The sequence below is a fragment of the Paraburkholderia sp. OAS925 genome, assembly GCF_040543975.1.
GTDB lineage: Bacteria > Pseudomonadota > Gammaproteobacteria > Burkholderiales > Burkholderiaceae > Paraburkholderia > Paraburkholderia graminis.
Window position 1 is genome coordinate 3,795,102 of sequence record NZ_JBEUNO010000001.1, and the last position, 25,027, is coordinate 3,820,128.

The following is a 25,027-nucleotide window of genomic DNA, read 5'->3' on the forward strand; positions in this document are numbered from 1 at the left end:
CGCATAAGAACATGACCTCACTCGCCGAACTTCGAAAAAATTATTCGCTGGGTTCTCTGGACATCGGCGACGTCGACCGCGACCCGTTCCGGCAATTCGACGTCTGGTTTCAGCAGGCCGTCGAGGCGAAACTGCCCGAACCGAATACGATGACGCTCGCCACCGTTGACTCGCGCGGCCGGCCTTCAGCGCGCATCGTGCTGATCAAGGGCGTCGACGAACGAGGCTTCGTGTTCTTCACCAACTACGAAAGCCGCAAGGGCCGCGAGCTGGCCGCGAATCCGTACGCGAGCCTGCTCTTCTACTGGATCGAGCTCGAGCGCCAGGTGCGCATCGAGGGGCGCGTCGTCAAAACGAGCGCGGCGGAAAGCGACGCGTATTTCGCGTCGCGTCCGCCCGGTTCGCGTATCGGCGCATGGGCGTCGAATCAAAGTCAGGTGATTGAAAGCCGTTCGCAGCTCGAAACGCGCGAACGCGAAATGCGCCTGCAATACGGCGACGAACCGCCGCGTCCGCCGCATTGGGGCGGTTATCGTTTGGTGCCCGAAGCAATCGAATTCTGGCAGGGCCGGCCGTCGCGTTTGCACGACCGTCTGCTTTACACGCGTTCGAGCGAAAACAGCGACTGGCAAATCTGCCGTCTGTCGCCCTGAACCAGCACTAACAATGTCGTCAGCGCGTTGCCGACGTAGCAGCGCGCGGCGCAAGGATCGCGTCTCGCGGCATGGGAGTTGCGCCGCATCGGGCTGCGATCCACACAAGCTTCGCTTTAATTCAACGGACACGGAGAAATCGCATGTTCTGGGAGAAAAAGCTGGCGCAGTGGGTGGAAGAAGTAAAAACCAAGGCTGATTTGCCGGCGCGTCTCGTGCTGTGGGACGGCCAGCAGCACGACTTCGGGCGGTTCGCCGCGCCGCAGGTCACGCTGCACGTCAAGAGCGCAACGGCGTTGCCTTATCTGCTCGAACCGAGCCTCGACAACCTGGGCGAGGCGTACGTCAAGGGCAAGATCGACATCGAGGGCAAGCTCTCGGACATCATCAACGTCGGTTATCAGCTCGCGCGCAACACCGTCAATAGTGCGGGCAAGCTCGCGCGCGTGCGGCGCTATTTCCAGCATTCGAAGGCGTCGGATAAAAAGGCCATCCAGTATCACTACGATGTCTCGAACGAGTTCTACAAGCTCTGGCTCGACGAGAACATGGTCTACTCGTGCGCCTATTTCGAGAACGGCGACGAAGATCTCGCCACCGCGCAGATCAAGAAGATCGACCACATCCTCACGAAGATTCAGGTGCAGCCGGGTCAGCGGCTGCTCGACATCGGCTGCGGCTGGGGCGCGCTCGTGCTGCGCGCGGCGCAAAAATTCGGCGCGCAATGCGTGGGCGTGACGCTGTCGCAAAACCAGTTCGACCTCGCGACGGCGCGCGTGAAAGCCGCGGGCCTCGAGAATCAGATCGAGATTCGTCTGCAGGATTATCGCGACGTCGAAGGACGATTCGACCGCATCACGAGCGTCGGCATGTTCGAGCACGTGGGCCGCAAGAACCTGCCGGGCTACTTCAAGAAAGTGCACGACCTTCTCGCCGACGACGGCATCGCGATGAATCACGGCATCACGTCGAGCGATGCGGACAGCGGCGAGACGGCGCTGGGCGGCGGCGAGTTCATCGACCGTTATGTGTTTCCGGACGGCGAACTGCCGCACATCAGCCTCGCGCTCGAGTCGATGCAGCGCGGCGGGCTCGAAGCGGTTGACGTGGAAAGCCTGCGCCGTCACTATGCGCACACGCTCGACATCTGGGCGGAAAATTTCGAGACGCACGCGGAAGAAGCCCGCAAGCTCGTCGACGACGAAAAATTCCGCATCTGGCGCGTGTACCTGGCCGGCTGCGCGTATGCATTCGAAAACGACGACGTCTCCATCTATCAGGTCGTCTGCCGCAGGGCCGGCCGCAGTGCGAAAACCCTGCCGTGGTCGCGCCGCTACATGTACGAGAAGCCGCTGTGAGGTGAGCGCCGCGGCGTCGTGCTAGCGCGGGCGGTCGCGGTGCTTACTAGTGAAAATCTCGATGGGTCAGAGCGGGACAAGAGAAGAGGAAGAGGCGCTGGACGAACGCGGCGAGCAAAGCGACGTGGGAGTGCGGAGCGGAGGCGAGGCGTCGAGCGAAGCGGAAGCGCCAGGCGAAGCGGCGCAGTTCGATCTGTTCGGGATGCCGGTGCAAGCGGCGCCCGCAGCGCCGAAAGCCGAAGCCCGCGCGAAACCGTCGCGCGCTCGTTCAGGCGCTCAAGCACCGTTGGACGCGCAAGCCGATGCGCCTTTTGTAACTCACGCGCCGAAAATCGAAAACCGCCAACCCGCCCGCTCTACAACCGCCGCCGCGTCGCTGTGGCAAGAAGAAGCAGCGCCCGAGCCGGCGCCTATGGCCACACCAACGGCCCCCACCACCGACGCCCCCAAAAAACGCCGCACTCGCGAAATCCTCGCGGCCCCGCCCTCGCCCGACGTACTCGCGCTCGCCTCACAACTGCCGCCGCAAGTGCACCTCGGCACATCGACGTGGTCGTTTCCCGGCTGGAACGGCATCGTCTACGGCGACGAATACAGCAACAGCAAGCTGTCGCGCGACGGCCTGACCGCCTACGGCGCGCATCCGCTGCTGAAGACGGTCAGCATCGACCGGTCGTTTTATCAGGCGCTCACCGTCACCGAATACCTGCGCTACGCGCAGCAGGTGCCCGAGCATTTCCGCTTCATCGTCAAGGCGCCGATGACGATCACCGACGCCACCGTGCGCGCCGAACGCGGCGAGCCGGTGGCGCTGAATCCGTGTTTTCTGAACGCGCAAATGGCGATCGACGACTTCGTGACGCCGTGTCTCGAAGGCCTGGGCGCGAAGGCCGGCGCGCTCGTGTTCCAGTTGTCGCCGCTGCCCGACCAGATGCTCGCGCAGCCCGCGGTTTTCATCGAACGGCTGGCCGAGTTCCTCGCGGCCTTGCCCACGCTGCCGCAAGGCACCTGCTACGCAGTCGAAATCCGCGACGCCAGTTTGCTCACGCCGCGTTTCATTCGTACGCTGAAAGCGGCGGGCGTGCGCTACTGCGTCGGCATTCACGCGCGGATGCCCGATCCGCTGCGGCAGGCGGCGGCGCTCGCACTATTGGACGGCGAGCCGGCCGGTCCGCTGGTCGTGCGCTGGAGCCTGCACGGCGGCTTCAAATACGAGCAGGCGAAGGCGAAATACGAGCCGTTCGATAAGCTCGTCGACCGCGATCCGGCCACGCGTGCGTCGCTCGCGGAACTAGCCGCGCGCTATGCGCTGGCCGGCCAGCCGGTGGTGATCGCGGTGAATAACAAGGCGGAAGGTTCGGCGCCGCTCAGTTGCGTCGAGTTGGGCGCGCGAGATCATTGAAGCGTATGCGCGGCTCGCGAATGAGCACGAGCACGAACAGGAGGAACACGAGCACGGCCACCGCCGCGAGCAGGAGCCCTCACAGCAGCAAGCAGACGCCGTGAATGCCGCAGCGATGCAACACAGTGAACCTCAGGAGCCGCGCCCGCCAGATCCGCCGGGCGACGCGAGCCGCGCTCAGACCAGCGACTCGAACAGCAGCGAGCCGCACTGAACGCCGACCCCGCGCCGACCCGCGCCGGCCCGCCTCAACCCGCCTTGATCCGATGCGCAAATTTCTGCCGGAACTTGGCCACCTTCGGCGCGACCACGAACGAGCAATAGCCTTGCTCCGGATGCTGCGCGAAATAATTCTGATGATAGGCCTCGGCAGGCCAGTAGTTGCCGTCGAGCGGCAACACCTGCGTGACGATCTGGCCGTCGTGAATGCCCTGCTCGCCGATTTCGCGGATCACCTGCAAAGCGGCTTCACGCTGCGCGTCGGAATGCGTGAAGATGACCGAGCGGTATTGCGGGCCGACATCGTTACCTTGCCGGTTCAACTGCGTGGGATCGTGGATCGCGAAGAAGATTTCGAGGATCTCGCCGTAGCTGATCTTCGACGGATCGAACTCGACCTTCACCACTTCCGCGTGCCCCGTCGCGCCGTCGCACACCTGCTCGTAGGTCGGACGCTGCGTGTGGCCGCCCGCATAGCCCGACTCCACCGAGTTGACGCCGTCGACGCCCAGATAAACCGCTTCGAGGCACCAGAAACACCCGCCACCCAAGGTGGCGACTTCGCCTGTCTGACTCATGCTGCATGCTCCTTCTCACTCGTGATCGGCCGATGCCGCATTCGCTTTGCCGCAACGCCCATGCCATCGGCGGTAGCGTTCCAGCTTAGCGGGTTTTGCGATGCGCCGGTTGCGTCGCGGTCAGTGCACCGCGATTGCAGTTAAAATTGGGGCAAATCGACGATTTTCACTATGACTTTCGAATCAACTGTTTCCCGCCGTGCGCGCGAGAGCTTCGGCGCGGCTTCCGGCCGCCACGCATCGGCGGCTTGCGCGCAATGAAGCACGCCAGCCCGCCCAACTTCGACCAGCCGGCCTTCAGGCAGGCGCTCAGCCAGTTCGCTACGGGCGTCACCGTCATCACGACGCGTGCGCCGTCCGGCCAGTTGATCGGCATCACCGCCAGCTCGTTCAATTCGGTTTCGCTCGAGCCGCCGCTCGTGCTGTGGAGTCTCGCCACGCGCTCGGCGTCGATGTCGGTGTTCCGCGCGAACAGCCACTACGTCGTCAACGTGCTGGCGGCGTCGCAACTCGATCTATGCAAGCGCTTCGCCACGGTGAAGGGCGACCGCTTCGAAGGCGTATCGCACGCGGCGGGCGACAGCGGTATGCCGGTGCTCGACGGCGCGCTCGCGTGGTTCGAATGCCATAACCGCAGCCGTTACGAAGAAGGCGATCACGTGATTTTCGTCGGCGAGGTGGAGCGCTGCGGCGTGCACGAGAATGCCGCCGACATGGCGCCGCTCGTTTTCCAGAACGGCCAGTTCCACGGCCTCAAGTCGTTGTAAGCGCACGCGGCGCTTGCAACGGCCCTTGCCAGGGCCAGGCCGGCGCTGCGCGCAGAGGGCGCCTCAGCGATCGTTGTGCGGCGCGCCGTGGGTGTTGTTGCGCGTGACCAGCGAAACCGGCACGCCCGAATCTTCCTTCAAGGTCTGCAGCACGATATTCGAACGAATATCCAGCACGCCCGGCGCCTTATAGAGACGCTGCAACACAAAATCCGAATAGTGCTTGAGGTTGTGCGCGAGAACGCGCAGCAGATAGTGCGTCTCGCCCGTCACGACAAAAGCGCCGACCACTTCCGGCCAGTCGCGCAGCGCTTCAGCGAAGCGCTCGTGCCAATTCTGCTGTTCATTGCGCATCGACACCTGAACGAACGCCTCCAGCTCGAAGCCCAGCACTTCGCGGTTCAGACACGCGCGATAGTGCTCGATGACGCCCTGTTCTTCCAGTAGACGCAAGCGCCGCAGACACGCCGACGGCGACAGCGAGATGCGCTCCGCGAGATCGAGATTGCTGATTCGTCCTTCCTGCTGAAGCACCGTCAAGATACGGCAATCGGTGGCGTCGAGCGAGATCGCGTTCATATTCGGTCTCCCTTTCCCATTTAACTCAAATTATGTTCCAAGACCGGGCTTAGAAGGAGATTTTTTCGCAATCACATTTCGCGGCTGGCCACCTATCATTCCGTATAGACCTCCACCTTCCATGCGGACATGCAAACACTCTGGGACATCACCCCTGCCGTCGATACGGCGACGCCCGTCTGGCCAGGCGACACGCCCGTCGGCATCGAGCGCGTCTGGCGGATGGAGGCCGGCTCGCCCGTCAACGTCGCGCGGCTGACGCTCTCGCCGCATACCGGCGCGCACACGGACGCGCCTCTGCACTACGACGCGGAGGGCGCCGCAATCGGCCAGGTGCCGCTCGACGCCTATCTCGGACGATGCCGCGTGATTCATTGCATCGGCGCGTCGCCTGTTGTCACGCCACAACATCTGCGTGACTCGTTGGGCGGGTTGCCGCCGCGAGTCTTACTGCGCACTTACAGAAACGCGCCGACCGCGGCGTGGGACAGCGGCTTCTGCGCCGTCGCGCCCGAAACGATCGACCTGCTCGCGGCCAACGGCGTGAAGCTGATCGGCATCGACACGCCGTCGCTCGACCCGCAGGAATCGAAGACGATGGACGCGCATCACCGTATTCGCGCGCACGGCATGGCGATTCTCGAGGGCATCGTGCTCGACGACGTCGCGCCCGGCGATTACGAACTGATCGCGCTGCCGCTCAAGCTGACCACGCTCGACGCGAGCCCCGTGCGCGCGGTCCTGCGCGCGCTGCCCGACGCGCACTGACTTCCAATCCGCAATACGCGAACGAACGAGACCACCATGAATCATCGCGAAGAAGCCTTGGCGCTCGACAGCGCCGACCCGCTCGCGACACTGCGCGACCAGTTCGCGCTGTCGTCGACCACTATCTACCTCGACGGCAATTCGCTCGGCGTGCCGCCGGCCGCCGCCGCGCAACGCGCGCAAACCGTGATCGCCGCCGAATGGGGCGAGGGTTTGATCCGCAGCTGGAACGCGGCGGGCTGGTTCGCGCTGCCGCGTCGCTTGGGCAATAAACTCGCGCCGCTGATCGGCGCCGCCGAGGACGAAGTCGTCGTCACCGATACGATTTCGATCAACCTCTTCAAGGTGCTGTCCGCCGCACTGCGGCTCGCCGACGCGCGCGACCCGAAGCGGCGCGTGATCGTGTCCGAGCGTTCGAATTTCCCGTCCGACCTGTACATCGCGCAGGGCGTGATCGAGCAGCTCGACCGCGGCTATGAACTGCGTCTCGTCGACGACCCGTCGGAGCTGCCCGAAGCAATCGGCGACGACACCGCGATCGCGATGATCACGCATGTGAACTACCGCACCGGCTACATGCACGACATGGCCGCGCTGACGAAGCTGATTCACGACAAGGGCGCGCTCGCGCTGTGGGACCTCGCGCATTCGGCGGGCGCGGTGCCGGTCGACCTGAACGGCGTCGGCGCCGACTACGCAGTCGGCTGCACGTACAAGTACCTGAACGGCGGTCCGGGCTCGCCTGCCTTCGTGTGGGTGCCGAAGCGCCATCAGAATAACTTTGCGCAGCCGCTGTCCGGCTGGTGGGGACATGCCGCGCCGTTCGAGATGAACCCGACGTATCGGCCGGATCAGGGCGTCGGCCGCTATTTGTGCGGCACGCAGCCGATGGTGTCGATGGCGCTCGTCGAATGCGGGCTCGACGTGTTTCTGCAGACCGACATGCAGGCGATTCGCCGCAAGTCGCTGGCGCTGACCGATCTCTTTATCGAACTCGTCGAAGCGCGTTGCAGCGAATTTCCGTTGAAGCTCGTCACGCCGCGCGCACACTCGCAGCGCGGCTCGCATGCGAGCTTCGAGCATCCGCATGGCTATGAGGTGATGCAGGCGTTGATCGCGCGTGGGGTGATCGGCGATTATCGCGAGCCGCATGTGCTGCGCTTCGGCTTTACGCCGCTTTATACGCGCTTCGTGGATGTATGGGACGCCGTCGAAACCTTGCGCGACGTGCTCGCACGCGAGACCTGGCGCGCGCCGGAATTTGCCGCGCGCGGCGCCGTGACCTGAGGAGCGCACGATGAACGATCACATGCAAACGCCGGGCTTGCCCGAAGAAAAGCCCGCGCAAGGTTGCCCGTTCGGTCATGGGAGCGCTGCGTCCGCCGACGCTGCGACTGCTGCTACGAACGCTTCTTCAGCCGAGGATGGCTGGCACGACGCGCAGCTCGACTTCTCCGGCTCGATGAGTTACGGCGATTATCTGTCGCTCGGGACGGTGCTGAATGCGCAGCATCCGTTGTCGCCCGATCACAACGAGATGCTGTTCATCATTCAGCATCAGACCAGCGAATTGTGGATGAAGCTCGCGCTGTACGAGTTGCGCGCCGCGCTCGACGCCGTGCATCGCGACGAGTTGCCGCCGGCGTTCAAGATGCTCGCGCGCGTCTCGCGGATCATGGAGCAGCTCGTGCAGGCCTGGAGCGTGCTCGCGACAATGACGCCGTCCGAATACACGGCGATGCGGCCTTACCTGGGCAGCTCGTCGGGGTTTCAGTCTTATCAGTACCGGCAGATCGAGTTTCTGCTCGGCAACAAGAACGAGCAGATGCTCAAGCCGCATGCGCATCGTGCCGATGTGCTTGCGGAGGTGAAGGCGTCACTGGAAGCGCCGTCGTTCTACGACGAAGTGGTGAAGCTGCTTGCGCGTCGCGGCTTTGCGATTTCGCCGTCGCGGCTCGCGCGCGACTGGACGCAGCCCACGGTTCACGATGCTTCCGTCGAAGCGGCCTGGCTAGAGGTGTATCGCAATCCTTCGCAGCATTGGGAGTTGTACGAGATGGCCGAGGAACTGGTCGATCTCGAGGACGCTTTCCGGCAGTGGCGGTTCCGGCACGTTACTACCGTCGAGAGGATTATCGGCTTCAAGCAGGGGACGGGCGGGACCAGTGGCGCGCCTTATCTGCGCAAGATGCTCGATGTGGTTTTGTTTCCTGAGCTTTGGCATGTCAGGACGGTGTTGTAGGGACGAGCTGCGGCGAGTTTTTGTCTAACCCGCTTCGCTCGTTAGTGACAAGACAGTCATGTCTCGAGCGGCGCCGCACGCGCTGCAGCAGTAAATGTCACCGCGCCACAAATCCCCCATCAACCGCCAGCGAAACCCCACTCACCATAGAAGCCGCATCGCTCAACAAGAACGCCACCACCGAAGCCACTTCAACCGGCTCGGCAAACCTCCCAAGCGGAATAGCCTTAAGTGCAGGCTCGCGCTTGACAGGATCGCTCCACGCCTGCACGGCCATCGGCGTCAGCGTAACAGTCGGATTCACACTATTCACACGAATCCCAAACGGTCCCAACTCGATGCACAAAGCCCGCGTGATCGCATCGAGCGCGGCCTTCGAAGCCGAATAGCTCAGGTGATCGTCAAGCGCGACAAGCGCCGCCTGACTCGAAACGTTCACGATACTGCCGGCCCGCTTCGCGTCGATCATCCCTCGCGCCACATGCTTCGCCACCAGCGCCGCGCCGCGCGCGTTCACCGCCATCACGCGGTCGAAACTCGCGGCCGTTGTCTCCACCGCGCGTTCGAGCAACGCAATGCCCGCGCAATTCACCAGACCGTCGAAAGCACCGAGCGATAGAAACGCTTCGTCGATTGCGGCTTCGTCGCTGACGTCGAGCTTCAACGGCTCGCAGCCGGTCTCCTCGGCGAGACGCGCAAGCTCGTTCGCATTGCGTGCCGCCGCGACGACATCGGCACCGCTCGCGCACAACATCTCGACCGTCGCGCGCCCTATTCCACTCGAGGCGCCCGTCACGAATATCGAGCGGCCGGAAAAATCGAAAGTAGCATTCATGATGTTTGCAAGCGATGCATGACCGGCTTCAATGCCGGATACAGGTCTTTATAGATGCCGAAGCGCTCTTCGTAACGCGCCATTCGCGCGGCGTCCGGTTGTGCGCGCTCGATCAGCGTGATCCAGCCGCCCTGCGCCGCCTCGCGCGAAATCAGCCCGACGCCGAGCGCGGCGAGCAACGCGGCGCCCATCGCCGCCTCCACTTCCTGCTCGATCGTATAGACCGGATAGCCGGTGATGTCGGCGATGATCTGCATCCACAAGTCCGAATGCGCGGCGCCGCCGACCACGATCAGCTTGTCCTCCAACGACTGCGCTCCCTGGCGTCCGGCCTCGATGTTGTGCTTCAACGCAAACGACACGCCCTCGAGCACCGCGCGATACAAGTGCGCCCGCGTATGAAAAAGGCTCAGGCCGACGAACGCGCCGCTCGCCTTGGCGTCCCACACGGGGCTGCGTTCGCCCATCAGATAAGGCAAAAACATCACGCCATCCGATCCCGCCGGCACTTTCGATGCATTGTCTTCGAGCAGACGATGGGGATCGCCATGCGGCGTCGCGCGCGCGGCTTCCATTTCGGCATGACAGAACTGATCGCGATACCACGTCACTGACGCGCCCGCGGTAATCGCGCCGCCGAACACATAGATGTCGCGCTGCCCGTTGAAAACGTGAGGCATGCTGATCAATCCGTGGCGCGCATCGACCGTCTGATTGACGTAGCCCCAGCACATGCTCGTGCCGATCATCGCGACATGTTGCCCTGCTCGGCTCACGCCCGCGGCGAATGTCGCGACCGCGGCGTCCACGCCGCCCGCCACAATCGACGTGCCTGCCGCGAGTCCGAGCTGCCCGCTCCATTGCGACAGCAAGCCGCCGACCACTTCCGATGAATCGACGAGCCGCTCCGGCATCATCGTCGCGGGAATGCCGAGCATGTCGAGCGCCTCGTCGGACCAGTCGCGCTGCGCAATATCGTAGATGCCGCCGATGTTGCCCGCCGAGCTGTGATCGACCGCGACTTCGCCCGTCAGCATGTAGATCACATACGCGTTCGGCGGCAGGAAGTAACGCGTTTGCGCCCATACGTCGGGCTCGTGATCGCGCAGCCACAGCATCTTCGTGTAGCCGTAGTAGCTGTCCACGCCATTGCCGGTGATCGCGTACAGCCGCTCGAGGTCGACGTTGCGGTGCACCCATTCGACCTGATCGGTTGCGCGCCGGTCCATCCATATCAGACACGGATAAAGCGGCCGCATCTCGCTATCCACAGGAATGCCCGAGCCGCCATACAGGCTGCTCACGCACACGGCCTTGATGGAATCCGCCGCGACGCCCGCCTGTTTCGCCTTCTGCACGCACGCGGCAATGCATTCGGTGACCGCCTTGAACCACACCGCCGGCCATTGCTCGGCCCATAGAGGCTTCGGCGTATCCGGCTGATAGCTCGACGCGTGTTGCGCAACGATAGCGCCGTGCCGATCAACCAGCAGCGCCTTCGTGCTCTGCGTGCCGATGTCGACGCCGATGACGTATTCCATACAGTCTCCGTTGTTGTAGCGCTGCGCTTCAGTAGATGCCGGCGCTTACGCGCGCGGCTTCATCAGCACCTTGATCGAATCCAGCGAATCGGCGACCTTGATCGCCTCGTCCCATTCTTCCAGAGAAAAGCCGTGTGTGACGATGCCTTTCGACGTCACGAGTCCGCGCGCGAGCAGATCGATTGCAATCGGATAGCAATACGGTCCGAGGTGCGCGCCGCGTACATCGAGTTCCTTGCGGTCGCCGATCACCGACCAGTCGAGTGTCGTATCCGCGCCGAACACGGAGAACTCGACGAAGCGCCCGAGCTTGCGGATCAGATCCATGCCCTGATTGACGCCGACCGGCGCGCCGGTCGTTTCAATATAGACGTCGCAGCCGTAGCCGTCAGTGAGCGAATGGATGATCGCGAGCGCGTCGTCCTGTTTCGGGTTGATCGTCACGTCCGCGCCATACTCGCGCGCGAGTGCGAGGCGCTCTTCCACCAGATCTATCACGACGAGTTTCTTCGGCGTTTTCAGATGCGCGACTTGCGTCATCATCAAACCGAGCGGACCCGCGCCTGCAATCACGACGACGTCATCCAACTGCACATCGCCGCGATTGACCGTGTGAATCGCGCACGCCAGCGGTTCGATGATAGCGGCGTCTTCGAGTGAAATGCCGTCCGGAATCTTGTGAACGATGGCGGTCGGCGGAATACGCATGTACTCGGCCATGCCGCCGTCGGCGACTTCACGCTGAAAGCCGAAGATGTTGTGCACTTCGCACATCCAGTACTGGCCGGATTTGCAATAACGGCACTTGCCGCAAGGCACGATCTGCTCGGCGATCACGCGGTCGCCGATCTTCACGCCGAAATGTTCTGCCGCGCCTTCGCCGAGTTCCTGCACGAAGCCGAAGAACTCGTGCCCCGGAATCACCGGCGCTTTAACCCACGGACTCGGCCCGCCCCAGAACATCTTCGCGCCCGAATGGCATTTGCAATCGCTCGCGCAGATCCCGCATGCGGCGATGCGAATCACCAGTTCATGCGCTCGCGCGCGCGGCTTCGCTACCTGTTCGACGCGATAGTCTTTCGGTGCGTGGCAGACAATCGCCGTCATGTCCTGCTTGTCGGATGGAGTGAATTCATTCGTCATTGCATGGTCCTGCCGGAAGTGAAAATCAATGGAGAAGAAAGCGTTACTTTCTGCGGTCACGGCTGATGTAAATCGCGAGCAGAATGATTCCGCCTTTGATCACGTTCTGCACATACGGATTCACGCCGACCATGTTGAGTCCGTTGTTCAGCACACCGAGCAGCAGCGCGCCGATCAACGTGCCGATAATCGAACCGCGTCCGCCGGAGATCGACGTGCCGCCCATCACGACGGCCGCGATGGCGTCGAGTTCGAAGCCCACGCCCGCATTCGGCTGGCCGCTCATCAAACGCGCGGTCAACACGATGGCGGCAAACGAAGACGTCAAACCTGCAATCGTGTAGACGATCAGCTTCACGCGCGCGACGCGCACGCCCGACAGACGCGTCGCCTGTTCATTGCCGCCAATCGCGTACACGTAGCGGCCAAACGGCATGCGTTCGAGCAGCACCCACGCGATCACATAGATCACCGCCATGATCACGACGGGCGCCTGAATGCCGAGAATCTTGCCGCTGCCGAAGAAGCTGACCCACTCGGGCAAGCCGTCGATCGGATAGCCGCCGGTGTAAATCAGCGCGAGGCCGCGCGCGATGCCCATCGTCGCGAGCGTGACGATGATCGGCGGCATGCCGGCGAACGCGACGAAGAACCCGTTGGCCGCGCCGAAGCCGAGACCCACCGCAACGCCAACCGCCAACGCGGCAACTGCGTTCATGCCGGCCACCATCAGTCCCGCGGCGAGCGTGCCCGAAAGCGCCATCACCGAGCCGACCGACAGATCGATGCCGCCCGTGAGAATCACGCACGTCATGCCGACGGCGATGATCGCGTTGATCGACACCTGGCGCAGCACGTTCTCGATGTTCGCGCCGGAGAGAAAGCTGTCGCTCGCGAACACCATCACGATGCAAACCACGAGCAAACCGACGAACGGATAGAAGAGCGTCGAGCGCTTCAACGCGGCCCAGGTGAAGCGCACGGGTGCGCCGGGCGTATTGCCGCTGACGCTCGACGTTTTCGGCGGCGAAGAGGGATTAGGCGTGTTCATGCAGGGCTCCACGAGTGCCGGCGGTTGCATAGGTCATCACGGCGTTCGAGTCGATCTGATCGCCTTCGAGCAGCGCTTCGATGCGGCCTTGCCGGAACACGGCGACGCGGTCGCACATGCCCACGATCTCCGGCAGTTCCGACGAAATCATGATGATCGAATAGCCGCGCGCGGTGAGTTCGCGCATCAGCAGATAGATTTCCGCCTTCGCGCCGACGTCGATGCCGCGCGTCGGTTCGTCGAAGATGAGGATGTTGGTGTGGTGGTTCAGCCAGCGCGCGATCACGACTTTCTGCTGGTTGCCGCCCGACAGCGTGGCGACTTCCGTATGCATGGTCGGCGCTTTCACGCCGACGCGTTTCATGATGTCGGCGGTGGCGCGCGCTTCGCTGCGCTGATCGATAAAAAATCGCAGCGAGCGGTATTTGCCGAGGTTATTGATCGAGATGTTCTGCTTGATCGAGAAGTCCGTAATCAGCCCTTCCGTTTTGCGGCTTTCAGGAAGAATGCCGACGCCCGCGCGCAACGCATCCGCCGGGTCCGACAGTTTCGCGGCCTCGCCGTTGATGCGAATCTCCTTCGCATAGGCCGCGTCCGCGCCGATCACGGCGAGCGCGGTCTCGGTGCGGCCCGAACCGACCAGTCCCGCGAAACCGAGAATCTCGCCTTCGCGCAGCGTGAATTGCAGCACCGGGCTGTCTTTATGCAACTGCAGCTTCTGTACGTCCAGCACGATCTTCGCGTCGGAGCACAGCGGCGGCTTCGGCGGAAAACTGTTTTCGATGCGGCGTCCCACCATCATCTCGACAAGCCGGCTCACGTCGGACTGCGCGACATCGGTCATGCCGACATACTGACCGTCGCGCAGCACGGTGATGCGGTCGCAGACCTCGAAGATTTCTTCCAGGTGATGCGAGATGAAAATCATCGCCACGCCCTGCTTTTTCAGGTCGCGCATGATGGCAAAGAGATGCTCGGCTTCGGCGGGCGTGAGTGTCGCGGTCGGTTCGTCAAGAATAAGAATGCGCGCTTCGAGCGACAACGCCTTGCCGATCTCGACGAACTGCTGCTGCGCAACCGACAGTTCACGAATCGGCACGGACAGATCAATCGACACGCCGAGCCGCGCGAATATATCGGCCGCCGCGCGCCGCATCTTGCCGCGTTCGAGCAGGCCCAGGCCGTTCTTCATTTCGCGGCCGAGAAAGATGTTCTCCACTGCATTCAAGTACGGAATCAGGCTGAATTCCTGAAACACGATGCCGACGCCCGCAGCGACCGCGTCGTGATAATTCGCAAAGTGCCGCGGCTCGCCGTCGATCGTGATCGCGCCTTCGTCCGGCTGATAAATGCCGCACAGAATCTTCATCAGCGTCGACTTGCCCGCGCCGTTTTCGCCGAGCAGCGCGTGGATTTCGCCGCGCGCAATCTCCAGGTGAATGCCTTGCAGCGCCTTCACGCCGGGAAAGCTTTTGCTGATGTTCTCGAGTTTCAATATCGTGTCCATCGGGTGCTCCATCACTGCCCGCCGCCGTGTTTACATCGACCACCGCAAACACAGCGCGGCGGGCATTGGGCTTACCAGCTAAAACCCTTCGCGTTGCTCTTGTCGATCATCTTCACGTCGACCGGAATCGCTTTCGGCACATTGGCGCCCCACTTCTTCGCATACGCGATGCCGAGTGCAATGCGCACCTGGTCGGCAGGAAACTGCGCTGACGTCTCGATGAATTTCGAATTCGGCTTTTGAATCGCGGCAATCGCTTCGGGTGCGCCGTCGACGCTCGTCAGCTTGATGTCCTTACCCGATGACTCAATTGCGGAGAGCGCGCCCATCGATCCACCGTCGTTCACGCTGAAGATGCCCTTCAGGTTCGGATGCGCCTGAATCATGTTCTCGGTGACGGACAGTGCGGTCGCGCGTTCCTGCTTGCCGTTCTGCGTATCCACGAGCTTGACGCCCGGCGCCTTCGCAAGCGCCGCCTTGCAGCCGCGCACGCGTTCGAGAATCGGCACGACCGGAATGCCGTCGAGAATCGCCACTTCGCCGCTGCCGCCAATCGACTTGGCGAGGTACTCGCAGGCTATCTGTCCCGCGTCGAAGTTCTTCGAGCCGACGAACGAATCGACGGGACCGTTCGCGTTCGCGTCCACTGCGACCACCACCACGCCCGCTTTTTTCGCCGACGTCACCGCCGATTGAATGCCCGTCGAATCGGTCGGATTCACGAGCAGAATGTCGATCTTCTTTTGCAGCATGTCTTCGACGTCGCTCACCTGTTTGCTCACGTCGTGATGCGCGTCGGTGACGACCACCGTTGCACCGGTCGACGCAGCGGCGTCGTTCAACGCCTTCTGCATCGTCACGAAATATGGATTGTTCAGTTCCTGAAACGTCATGCCGATCTTCAGCGGTGCGGCCTGCGCGGCAGGCGCGGCGATCAGCGCGAGGCCGAATGCGAGGCTCGCGAAAGTCTTCAACGATGCCTGTTGGATGATGGATTGCGTCACGAGGGTTTGCGTCATGGTTGTCTCCGTTTTTGAAGTGAGCACGTCCGTCACGCTGTCGGCGGACAGCGCGATACGTGTTGAAACGCGGGTGAAACAAAGCGCCTTGCAGAAAAGCGCGGCGGTGAAATACGCAGAGGCTACGTCGGTGGATAGGTTGACGGATAAGCAGCGGCGGCAGGACGCGGCAAGCCTGGCGCGAGCACGATGGCGGGCGCGTCGTCGACGCCCCTTCCGCGCGCGGCCGCTTCTTCCGAAGCATCGCGGCTCGCGTCGTTCAATTGCTGATAGCGGCGAAACTTCGAAGGCGCCATGCCCTTCACCGCGAGAAACTGCCGGTTGAAATTCGACAGGTTGTTAAAGCCCGCCTTGAAGCAGATGTCGGTCACGCTCAGCTCGCTATCGGTCAGCAACTGGCAAGCGAGATTGATGCGCATGCGGTTCACGTACTGCACGAACGGCAGGCCCGTGTGCCGGCGGAAATAACGCGAAAACGCACTCACACTTTGGCCGGCCAGTTGCGCGAGATCCGATTCGCGCAAATCGTTCGCGAGGTTCTTGCCGATATACGAAAGCACATGGTTGATGCGCGTCGACGCGAAGCCCGTCGGATCGGCCTGATACGCGGGACTCGCGAGCGTCTCGCGGTCTTCGGCGCTCATAAGGATTTCGAGCATCGACATGAAGAGCACGAGGCGGCGCAATCCCCGCGCGCCCAATAGTTCGAGAAAAAGCGGCTGAATCGCCGCACTCGTGCGCGCGCCGAACGACACGCCGCGGCGCGAGTCCGCAAGGAGCGCCTCCACCTGACGCCACTCGGGAAAGCTCTCAAGACAACTCGACACGAACTCCTGGCCGAACTGCACGACGAGATTGCGCTGCGCGATGTTCTCGCCTTCGGGCACATCGCTCACCCAGTTATGCGGCAGGTTCGGACCCATCAACACGAGATTGCCGGGCGCGAAGCTGCTGATGTGATCGCCGACGAACATCTTCCCGGTCGTCGCCACGATCAGATGAATCTCGTACTCGGGATGAAAGTGCCAGCGTACCGTGCGATACGGATAGCCGTGCGACCACACTTTGAACGACTCGTCGCGGCGTACGGCCACGATCTCCAGATCGGGTTGCACTGTCTGCCTCCATGGAGCGGCTCAAGGGAGATGCCGCTCGTCTTCGTCTTGTATAGCGAAAAGTAGTCTTGAAACGCGCGCGCCACCACTAAAAATGAAACCGCGTACCGATACTTTTTTGCATTCGGGTAAGTCCCGACGCGCCGAAGGTCAAGAATGATGCAATGCAAAAGAGCCGATGAAGCGCGCCACGAAGCATGTATCGACGCGATTCGTGATGCGTTGCAGCCTTGGCCCGCCGCGCCGCGCCACGAAAACATCCTGTGGCCGCCTTGACTTTCGTTTCAGCTGGTACGATCATTCGCTCACATACAGAGCAAATGCTCTAACGACCAATAAATGCGCGCGACAAGCCGCGCAACAGCCCAGACAGATGGAGACGCACAATGAGCAGCGGGCAAGGCAGCGGCGAGGCCGCACAGGTGATCCTGCATATCGGCGCGGGGTCGTTTCATCGCGCGCATCAGGCGTGGTATCTCCATAGATTGAACGAAGCGAAGCTGCCGGGCGAACCGCATTGGTCGCTCACCGTCGGTAATATTCGCAGCGACATGAATGCGGTGCTCGAAGCACTGGCCGCGCAAGACGGCGTCTATACGCTCGAGACCGTCACGCCGCAAGGCGAGCGCGCTTACGAGACGATCCGCTCGATCGAGCGCGTGCTGCCGTGGACGCAAAGCCTCGACACGCTGATCGAAGCGGGCGCCGATCCCGCGTGCAAGATCATTGCGTTCACCGTCACCGAAGGCGGCTATTACCTCGACGAACACGACCAGCTCGACACCGCGAATCCCGATCTCGCAACCGATCTCAAAGGTGGACACACGACCATCTACGGCGCGCTGGCGGCCATTCTCGACGCGCGCATGAAAGCCGGCGCGGGCCCCGTCACGCTGCAAACGTGCGACAACCTGCGCCGCAACGGCGAGCGTTTCCATGCGGGCATGAGCGCGTTTCTCGAACTGCGCGGCGCGGACGAACTCGCGCAGTGGTTCGACGACAACACCGCGTGCCCGAGTTCGATGGTCGACCGCATCACGCCGCGTCCGACGCCGGACGTGCGCGAACGCGTGAAGGCCGCAACCGGTGTCGACGACGCATGCCCGGTGATGGGCGAAGCGTTTATCCAATGGGTGATCGAAGAGCACTTCATCGCCGGGCGTCCCGCGTGGGAGAAAGTCGGCGCGGAGCTGGTCGACTCCGTGCTGCCCTATGAAGAAGCGAAGATCCGCATTCTCAACGCGACGCATAGCTGCATTGCGTGGGCGGGCACGCTCGTCGGTCTCGACTACATTCACGAAGGCACGCACGACGCCGACATCCGCCAGTTCGCGTTCGATTACGTGACGCAGGATGTGATCCCCTGTCTCTCGCCGAGTCCGCTCGATCTCGAACGCTATCGCGATGTCGTGCTCGAGCGCTTCGGCAATCCTTATATCCAGGACACGAACCAGCGCGTCGCGGCGGACGGCTTCTCCAAACTGCCTGGCTTCATCGCGCCGACGCTCGCCGAATGTTTCGAGCGAGGCGTCACGCCCGCGGCCACCGCGATGCTGCCCGCGCTGTTCTTCCGCTTCCTCGAACGCTGGCAGACGGGCACGCTGCCCTACACGTATCAGGACGGCGTGATGGACGAGCGCGTCGCGCGCGGCTTCTTCGCGGCGCCCGATCCGTTGCAGGCGTTCGCCGCCGACCGTCTGCTGTGGGGCAGCATGGCCGCGACGCAGGAGCTCGAATCGGCGCTGGCCGGCGCCCTCGCGCGCGTCGACGTGTGGCTCGCAAAACGCGGTCAGGCGTAAGCCGCGCCGCAAAAACACCAGCCGGATTCGCGCGGTGCCAGGCTTAATGCGCATGGCACCGCGCGCGGCGTGCGGCTAAAGTAGCGCATCTCCAACGACGAAGGTTTCGCGCCCATGTATCTCGGCATCGACCTCGGCACGTCCGAAGTGAAAGTCCTGCTGCTCGCGTCGACGGGACGCGTGATCGGCACCGCCGGCTCGCCATTCACCGTTTCGCGCCCGCATCAGCGCTGGGCCGAGCAGAATCCCGAAGACTGGTGGACGGGCACGCAAAGCGCGCTCGCCGCACTGCGCGCGAAGCATCCCGACGAGTTCGCGCAGATTCGCGGCATCGGCCTGTCCGGGCAGATGCACGGCGCGGTGCTGCTCGACGCGGAGAACCGCGTGCTGCGGCCCGCGATCCTGTGGAACGACATGCGCAGCGACAAGGAGTGCGCCGAGCTCACGGAGCGCGCGCCCGATTTGCATAGCGTGGCCGGCAATCTTGCGATGCCCGGTTTCACCGCGCCGAAGCTGCTGTGGGTCGCGCGTCACGAACCGGACATCTTTGCGCGCACCGCCTGCGTGCTGCTGCCGAAAGACTACTTGCGTCTGCAACTCACCGGCGGCAAGGTGTCCGATCCATCGGATGCGGCCGGCACGTTGTGGCTCGATGTCGCGAAACGCGACTGGTCCGATTCGCTGCTCGCCGCCTGCAACATGACGCGCGCGCAGATGCCGGCGCTCGCCGAAGGCAGCGCGCCGTCCGGCACATTGCTGCCCGAGGTCGCGCGCGAACTGGGCTTGAGCGACGGCGTGATCGTCGCGGCCGGCGGCGGCGACAATGCGACGAGTGCCATCGGCATCGGCGCGACGCAGCCGGGCGACGGCTTCGTGTCGCTCGGCACGTCGGGCGTGTTGTGCGTGGTGGGCGACAGCTTCCGGCCGAATCCCGCGTCCGCTGTCCACGCGTTCTGCCACGCGATTCCCGACCGCTGGCATCAGATGAGCGTGGTGCTCTCCGCGGCGAGCTGTTTGCGCTGGGTCTGCAAGCTGACCTCGACCGACGAACCCACGCTGCTCGCCGAAATCGAAGCGCTGCCCGCGGATGCGCTCAACACCGCGCCGCTCTTCTTGCCGTATCTGTCGGGCGAACGCACGCCGCACAACGACCCCTACGCGCAGGGCGTTTTCTTCGGCATGAATCACGCGACGGATCGCGCGTTGCTCGGCTACGCGGTGCTCGAAGGTGTGACGCTCGCGCTCACCGACGGCCTCGACGCACTGCGCGCGGCCGGCACCGAAGCGAAAGCGTTCTCGCTGTTAGGCGGCGGCGCGCGCAGCGACTACTGGGCGCAACTGCTCGCCGACGCGCTCGACACCGCGACGCGCAAGCACGGCGGCGGCGAGACGGGCGCGGCGCTCGGCGCGGCGCGCCTCGGCTGGCTCGCAGCGGGCGGCGATCCGGCGATCGTGCTCGCCAAACCGCCGATCGAAAAAGAGTTCACGCCGAACGCGCGCCGTCATGCCGAATTGCGCGCGCGGCTCGACGCTTATCGTGCGCTGTACCGTCATGTGCGGCCGCTCTTCGACTCCGCTCGCGAGCGGCTCATCTAGGCGCTCATCCAGGCGCATAGCAACGCAGCGCAAACCGCAGCCGGCCGTGCCGCCATGCATCGTGATGCATCGGCATGCATGAACCGGCTGCTATCATCGGCGCCCCTCAAGCGGATCGTCACCGTGCCCAAGTCCACAGAAAAATTAGACCTTGCTACTCGCGCCGCGTGGCTTTACTACGTCGCGGGCAATACGCAGAACGAGATCGCCGAGAAGCTCCAGGTGTCGCGCCCGGTTGCGCAGCGGCTCGTCGCGTTCGCGGTGGAAAAGAACCTGATCCGCGTGCGCGTCGATCATCAACTGGCGGACTGCCTGTCGCTTGCGGACCAATTGTCCAAACGCTATGGCCTGTCGATGTGCGAAGTCGTGCCCATCGACAGCGACACGCCCGAGGAAGTCGACCGCAAACTCGCGGTAGCCGGCGCGCAGGTGATGGAGCGTTACCTCACGGAAGAAAAACCGATGGTGGTCGCCGTCAGCAGCGGCCGGACGCTCAAAGCCGCGGTCGACCAGATCGCGCAGCTAGACCGTCCGCAGCATCGGTTGGTATCGATGGTCGGAGCGATCGCCCAGGACGGCTCCTCGAACCGCTATGACGTCGCGCTGCACATTTCGGAGAAGACGGGCGGCAAGCATTTTCTGCTGCCCGCGCCGTTGATCGCCGATAGCGAGGCCGAACGTGCACAGTGGTGCAATCACCGGCTGTATCGGATCGTCGAATCGTTGTCGGCCGAGGCGGATGTCGCGTTTGTCGGCATCGGCAATATCGGGCCGAAATGCCCGCTGCACGAAGACGGCTTTATTACGTCGGCGGAAGTAAAAGAGCTGGTGCAAGGCGGTGCGGTGGCGGAAATGCTCGGACTGCCAATTAATGCCGCCGGCGCGCGTGTCGAGTCGCCCACAGGCCGGCGCGTGACCAGCATTTCAATCGACTCGCCGCCGCAGCGGCCCACCATTGGCTTCGCGGGCGGCAAGCGCAAGCGCGAGGCGCTGATCGCCGTGCTCAAGGGCGGCTGGCTGTCGGGGCTCGTCACCGATGAGCTGTGCGCGCGCGCGGCGCTGGAGGCGTGAAGCGGCGCACGCCCCCTTCTAGCGGGTAGAACTCAGGCCGCCAGCACTTCGACGATCTTGCGCTGGAACGCCTTACCGTCGCTATCGAACAGATGACAATGCTCGGGCGTCGCGCCGAGCTTCTGCGTCTCGCCCTTCGCATGCCGTTCGAGCGGCGGAATGCGCGCGATCAAACCATCCGGCGCCACGCTCGACTCCGCATACAGATACGCGGCGTCGCCGAGCGATTCGACGGCCATCGTGCGGGCCGACACGCCGTCATCCGTCATGCCGACATGCAGATGCTCGGGACGAATGCCGACCGTCACCTTGTCGCCCTGCTTCACCGAAGCCGGTTCAACAGCGACGCGCTGCGTCTCGCCGGTTTCATAGCGCACCGTCACGCCGTCGTGCGTGACCGACTGCACCACGCCTTCCATGAAATTCATTTTCGGCGAACCGATAAAGCCCGCGACAAAACGATTGGCCGGCGCGTGATACAGCATTGTCGGACTGCCCACCTGTTCGAGATTGCCTGCGGACAGGACGACGATCTTGTCCGCAAGCGTCATCGCTTCGACCTGATCGTGCGTCACGTAGATCATCGTGGTCTTCAGTTCGTCATGCAGACGCGCGAATTCGAGGCGCATCTTCACGCGCAGAGCGGCGTCGAGATTCGACAGCGGTTCGTCGAACAGAAAGACCTTCGGCTTACGCGTGATCGCGCGGCCAATCGCAACGCGCTGACGCTGGCCGCCCGAAAGCTGTTTCGGCTTGCGATCGAGCAGGTGATCGATATGCAGAATCTTCGCCGCATTGCGCACGGCCGCGTCGATCTCAGGCTTCTTCGTGCCCGCGAGTTTCAGGCCGAACGCCATGTTGTCGTACAGCGTCATGTGCGGATACAGCGCGTACGACTGAAACACCATCGCGATGCCGCGCTTTGCGGGCGGCACATCGTTCATGCGTGTCCCGTCGATGGTGAGATCGCCGGCGCTGATGTCTTCGAGACCGGCGATCATCCGCATCAGGGTCGATTTACCGCAGCCGCTCGGGCCGACGAACACGACGAACTCGCCGTCCGCGATGTCGAGGTTGATGTCGCGCATCACCTCGGTGTCGTCGTAAGCCTTCCGGATATTGCGCAGAGTTACGCTTGCCATGATGTGTCTCCGTGTAATGCTTGCGTGTTGCTTGTGTGGTGCTATTGCGTTGCTTGTGCGTTCAAGGCGCCGCAGCCGTTGCACTCAGCGTCCATTGCGCGACGAGTTCCGGCAACTGCTGCATGTCGTCGAATACATGACGCGCGCCGGCTTTATGCAGCTTGTCGATCTGCGCATCGCTTGCATGGCCGCCGCCGATAAAGCCAAGCACCGTCATGCCCGCCGCGTTTGCGGCCGTGACGCCGGTTACGCTGTCTTCCACCACGAGGCACGCCAACGGCGCGAGCCGCAAACCCTGCGCCGCCGCGAGATAAACGTCGGGCGCGGGCTTCGGATTGGCGACGCTGTCGGCGCAAAAGAGGCGATCGCCGAAGAACCGCACGAGGCCCGTGCGAGCCAGAACCGTCTCCACATAAGGCCGAAAACTGTTGCTCGCGCAGCCCTTCACGAGCGGCACTTGCGCGAGCGCCTGCTCGATGCCTTCCACTGCCGGCGCCTGCATCGCGGCGGCTTCGACAGAACGGCGAATCGCGTCGATGTCGTCGAGGCCGAGGCTCTTGCCGAGCTGCATCGCCGTGCCCGTCAGCACGCTTTCGATGCGTAGACCGAGCAGCGGCAGCACGACCGGTTCGACATTCGCGCCGGGCCAGCGCGCCTCGAGTTCCTGCACGAGCATGCGCGCGGCCACCGCTTCGCTGTCGATCAACACACCGTCGCAATCGCAGATCAGCGCGAGATTTGCTGCACGCGTGTCTGCCGTCATTTGACCGCCCCGAACGTGAGGCCGCGCACGAGCTGCTTCTGCGACAACCAGCCGACGATCAGAATCGGCGCCACGGCAAGCAGCGAAGCCGCGGACAGCTTGGCCCAGAAGAGCCCTTCCGGACTCGAATACGATGCGATGAACACAGTCAGCGGCGCGGCATTGGAACTGGACAGATTGATGCTCCAGAATGCTTCGTTCCACGAAAGAATCACGAGCAGCAGCGCGGTGGAAGCAAGCCCCGGCAGCGCCATCGGCATCAGCAGATAGACGATTTCCTGCCACGTCGCCGCGCCGTCGATGCGTCCTGCCTCGAGAATATCGCGCGGAATTTCAGCGAAGTACGTGAACGACATCCACACCGCGATCGGCAGATTGATCAGCGTGTAGACGATCACGAGACCCGACACGGTATCGAGCAGGCCGCTGTTTTTCCACAGCAGATAGATCGGCACGAGCACGCCGACGGACGGCATCATCTTCGTCGACAGCATCCACAGCAGAACTTTTTGCGTGCGGCGCGTCGGGAAAAAGGCCATCGCATACGCGGCGGGCACGGCCAGAATCAGGCACAGCACGGTGACGCCGACCGAGATCAGAATCGAATTCCACGCGAACGAAAAGTAGTTGCTGCGCGCAAACACTTCGCGAAAGCTGTCGAACGTCGGCGTGAAAAATAGCGACGACGAATACGCCTGCTGCTCGGTCTTGAATGCGGTGATCGTCATCCAGAAGATCGGGAAAAACAGCAGCAATGCGACGAGCCAGGCGAGCACGCCGGGAATTGCGCGGCGGATCGTATCGAACGGCGACTTGGCATGCACGGTGACGGGCGCCGTGGTCGACGCCGGAGTAGAGGCAACGTGGCTCATTTTTCGTACTCCCCTTTGAGGTTCTTCGCGAGCATGCGCACGAGGAAGAACGACACGATGTTGGCCAGCACGACAGCGAGAATGCCGCCCGCCGATGCGAGACCGACGTCGAACTGTTGCAGGCCGAGCGAATAGATCAGGTACGACAGATTAGTGGTCGCGGTGCCCGGACCGCCGCCCGTCGTTGTATAGATTTCCGCGAAGATCGACAGCAGGAAAATCGTCTCCATCATCACGACCACGGCAATCGCGCGTTTCAGATGCGGCAGCGTGATGTAGAAGAACATCGCGAACGGGCCTGCACCGTCAATGCGCGCCGCTTCTTTCTGCTCCTGATCGAGCGACTGGATGGCCGTGAACAGAATCAGAAACGCGAACGGCAGCCATTGCCACGCGACGATCATGATGACCGCGGTCAACGGATATTCGGCGAACCAGTCGATCGGTTGCAGGCCGATTGCGCGCATGCCGCTCGCAATCAGGCCATACACGGGATGCAAGATCATGTTCTTCCAGATCAGCGCGCTCACCGTCGGCATCACGAAGAACGGCGCGATTGCAAGCAGCCGCGCAACGCCCTGGCCGTAGAACTTGCGATCGAACAGAATCGCCATTAGCACGCCACCCACCACCGTGATCACCAGCACCGCCACGATCAATTGCAGCGTATGACCAATCGACGGACCGAACGACGGGTCACTGGCAAGATACTGATAATTGTCGAAGCCGGCGAAACCCTTCAGGTCCGGGTTCAGCAGGTTGTAGCGCGAGAACGAAAACCAGATCGTCATCGCGAGCGGAATCGTCATCCACAGCAACAGAACCGCGACCGACGGCGACACGAGCCAGCGCGCCGAATTGGCTTTGCGGACTTCGCGTTCTTTTTCTGTCTGAGGATGGGCATGCATGAGAGGCAGGCGCAGAGGACGCATGATTGACCACCTGTTCGGTAATGCGCGGGCGGCACGAGCCGCATGAATCGCCATGTCGCTTTTGATGCGAGGACA

General features: G+C 62.9%; 22 protein-coding genes and 1 pseudogene. 10 read left to right on the forward strand and 13 right to left on the reverse strand.

What is annotated here, in order from left to right; translation table 11 throughout:
- Nucleotides 1-11: 11 nt before the first annotated feature.
- The 3 genes and pseudogenes from pdxH (at nucleotide 12) to ABIE53_RS16650 (ending at nucleotide 3,627) form a co-directional block, all read left to right on the forward strand.
- Nucleotides 12-653, forward strand: a complete 642-nt coding sequence (pdxH, locus tag ABIE53_RS16640; protein WP_006050031.1) for a pyridoxamine 5'-phosphate oxidase — start codon at nucleotides 12-14, stop codon at nucleotides 651-653.
- Between the two features lie 143 nt (nucleotides 654-796).
- Nucleotides 797-2,011 carry a class I SAM-dependent methyltransferase gene (locus ABIE53_RS16645; RefSeq protein ID WP_006050029.1) on the forward strand — a complete coding sequence of 405 codons (1,215 nt, stop codon included), beginning with the start codon at nucleotides 797-799 and terminating at the stop codon, nucleotides 2,009-2,011.
- 61 nt (nucleotides 2,012-2,072) lie between these two features.
- Nucleotides 2,073-3,627, forward strand: a pseudogene (locus tag ABIE53_RS16650) (DUF72 domain-containing protein).
- Nucleotides 3,628-3,661: 34 nt separating this feature from the next.
- Here the strand turns inward: ABIE53_RS16650 and msrA are convergent.
- Nucleotides 3,662-4,210, reverse strand: coding sequence for a peptide-methionine (S)-S-oxide reductase MsrA (gene msrA / locus ABIE53_RS16655; protein ID WP_006050027.1), 549 nt, complete (start codon nucleotides 4,208-4,210; stop codon nucleotides 3,662-3,664).
- A gap of 257 nt (nucleotides 4,211-4,467) precedes the next feature.
- Here msrA and ABIE53_RS16660 point away from each other — a divergent pair, with 257 nt between their 5' ends.
- Nucleotides 4,468-4,977, forward strand: coding sequence for a flavin reductase family protein (locus ABIE53_RS16660; RefSeq protein WP_006050026.1), 510 nt, complete (start codon nucleotides 4,468-4,470; stop codon nucleotides 4,975-4,977).
- 63 nt (nucleotides 4,978-5,040) lie between these two features.
- Here ABIE53_RS16660 and ABIE53_RS16665 read toward each other — a convergent pair whose 3' ends face one another.
- The gene (locus tag ABIE53_RS16665; protein ID WP_006050025.1) at nucleotides 5,041-5,556 is read right to left on the reverse strand and encodes an Lrp/AsnC family transcriptional regulator; all 516 of its coding nucleotides are present in this window, start codon (nucleotides 5,554-5,556) and stop codon (nucleotides 5,041-5,043) included.
- 129 nt (nucleotides 5,557-5,685) lie between these two features.
- Between ABIE53_RS16665 and kynB the strand changes: the two genes are divergently transcribed.
- The 3 genes from kynB to kynA are packed head-to-tail and all read left to right on the forward strand — an operon-like array spanning nucleotide 5,686 to nucleotide 8,566.
- Nucleotides 5,686-6,324, forward strand: coding sequence for an arylformamidase (gene kynB, locus ABIE53_RS16670; protein ID WP_006050024.1), 639 nt, complete (start codon nucleotides 5,686-5,688; stop codon nucleotides 6,322-6,324).
- A 36-nt stretch (nucleotides 6,325-6,360) separates the two neighbouring features.
- Nucleotides 6,361-7,611, forward strand: coding sequence for a kynureninase (gene kynU, locus ABIE53_RS16675; protein WP_006050023.1), 1,251 nt, complete (start codon nucleotides 6,361-6,363; stop codon nucleotides 7,609-7,611).
- 10 nt (nucleotides 7,612-7,621) lie between these two features.
- Nucleotides 7,622-8,566, forward strand: coding sequence for a tryptophan 2,3-dioxygenase (gene kynA, locus ABIE53_RS16680; protein WP_006050022.1), 945 nt, complete (start codon nucleotides 7,622-7,624; stop codon nucleotides 8,564-8,566).
- Nucleotides 8,567-8,663: 97 nt separating this feature from the next.
- On the opposite strand, the gene ABIE53_RS16685 is transcribed toward kynA, so the two are convergent.
- From ABIE53_RS16685 to ABIE53_RS16715, 7 genes are all read right to left on the reverse strand, one after another.
- A complete protein-coding gene (locus ABIE53_RS16685; RefSeq protein WP_192698744.1) occupies nucleotides 8,664-9,401 on the reverse strand; it encodes an SDR family oxidoreductase in 738 nt (245 codons plus the stop codon).
- The gene (locus tag ABIE53_RS16690; protein ID WP_006050020.1) at nucleotides 9,398-10,942 is read right to left on the reverse strand and encodes an FGGY-family carbohydrate kinase; all 1,545 of its coding nucleotides are present in this window, start codon (nucleotides 10,940-10,942) and stop codon (nucleotides 9,398-9,400) included. The genes ABIE53_RS16685 and ABIE53_RS16690 overlap by 4 nt, the downstream gene beginning before the upstream one ends.
- Nucleotides 10,943-10,987: 45 nt before the next feature.
- Nucleotides 10,988-12,085: an erythritol/L-threitol dehydrogenase gene (locus ABIE53_RS16695; protein WP_006050019.1), complete on the reverse strand. Its 1,098-nt coding sequence runs from the start codon at nucleotides 12,083-12,085 to the stop codon at nucleotides 10,988-10,990.
- Nucleotides 12,086-12,128: 43 nt separating this feature from the next.
- Nucleotides 12,129-13,136, reverse strand: coding sequence for an ABC transporter permease (locus ABIE53_RS16700; protein ID WP_006050018.1), 1,008 nt, complete (start codon nucleotides 13,134-13,136; stop codon nucleotides 12,129-12,131).
- A complete protein-coding gene (locus ABIE53_RS16705) occupies nucleotides 13,123-14,643 on the reverse strand; it encodes a sugar ABC transporter ATP-binding protein (protein ID WP_006050017.1) in 1,521 nt (506 codons plus the stop codon). The genes ABIE53_RS16700 and ABIE53_RS16705 overlap by 14 nt, the downstream gene beginning before the upstream one ends.
- A gap of 71 nt (nucleotides 14,644-14,714) precedes the next feature.
- Nucleotides 14,715-15,662 carry an ABC transporter substrate-binding protein gene (locus ABIE53_RS16710; protein ID WP_006050016.1) on the reverse strand — a complete coding sequence of 316 codons (948 nt, stop codon included), beginning with the start codon at nucleotides 15,660-15,662 and terminating at the stop codon, nucleotides 14,715-14,717.
- 122 nt (nucleotides 15,663-15,784) lie between these two features.
- Nucleotides 15,785-16,777, reverse strand: a complete 993-nt coding sequence (locus ABIE53_RS16715) for an AraC family transcriptional regulator (RefSeq protein WP_006050015.1) — start codon at nucleotides 16,775-16,777, stop codon at nucleotides 15,785-15,787.
- Between the two features lie 386 nt (nucleotides 16,778-17,163).
- Between ABIE53_RS16715 and dalD the strand changes: the two genes are divergently transcribed.
- The 3 genes from dalD to ABIE53_RS16730 all read left to right on the forward strand — a co-directional run bounded on the left by dalD (nucleotide 17,164) and on the right by ABIE53_RS16730 (nucleotide 21,243).
- A complete protein-coding gene (dalD, locus tag ABIE53_RS16720; RefSeq protein ID WP_006050014.1) occupies nucleotides 17,164-18,576 on the forward strand; it encodes a D-arabinitol 4-dehydrogenase in 1,413 nt (470 codons plus the stop codon).
- 114 nt (nucleotides 18,577-18,690) lie between these two features.
- A complete protein-coding gene (gene xylB, locus ABIE53_RS16725; protein ID WP_006050013.1) occupies nucleotides 18,691-20,172 on the forward strand; it encodes a xylulokinase in 1,482 nt (493 codons plus the stop codon).
- Nucleotides 20,173-20,295: 123 nt separating this feature from the next.
- Nucleotides 20,296-21,243 carry a sugar-binding transcriptional regulator gene (locus ABIE53_RS16730; RefSeq protein WP_029968136.1) on the forward strand — a complete coding sequence of 316 codons (948 nt, stop codon included), beginning with the start codon at nucleotides 20,296-20,298 and terminating at the stop codon, nucleotides 21,241-21,243.
- A gap of 32 nt (nucleotides 21,244-21,275) precedes the next feature.
- Here ABIE53_RS16730 and ABIE53_RS16735 read toward each other — a convergent pair whose 3' ends face one another.
- From ABIE53_RS16735 to ABIE53_RS16750, 4 genes are all read right to left on the reverse strand, one after another.
- The gene (locus ABIE53_RS16735) at nucleotides 21,276-22,385 is read right to left on the reverse strand and encodes an ABC transporter ATP-binding protein (RefSeq protein ID WP_029968138.1); all 1,110 of its coding nucleotides are present in this window, start codon (nucleotides 22,383-22,385) and stop codon (nucleotides 21,276-21,278) included.
- Nucleotides 22,386-22,446: 61 nt separating this feature from the next.
- Nucleotides 22,447-23,148 (reverse strand): HAD family hydrolase, encoded by a 702-nt coding sequence (locus ABIE53_RS16740; RefSeq protein ID WP_192698743.1) that lies wholly within the window; start codon nucleotides 23,146-23,148, stop codon nucleotides 22,447-22,449.
- A complete protein-coding gene (locus ABIE53_RS16745; RefSeq protein WP_006050008.1) occupies nucleotides 23,145-24,020 on the reverse strand; it encodes a carbohydrate ABC transporter permease in 876 nt (291 codons plus the stop codon). The genes ABIE53_RS16740 and ABIE53_RS16745 overlap by 4 nt, the downstream gene beginning before the upstream one ends.
- The gene (locus tag ABIE53_RS16750; protein ID WP_006050007.1) at nucleotides 24,017-24,952 is read right to left on the reverse strand and encodes a carbohydrate ABC transporter permease; all 936 of its coding nucleotides are present in this window, start codon (nucleotides 24,950-24,952) and stop codon (nucleotides 24,017-24,019) included. Before ABIE53_RS16750 ends, ABIE53_RS16745 begins: the two co-directional genes overlap by 4 nt.
- Nucleotides 24,953-25,027: the final 75 nt, after the last annotated feature.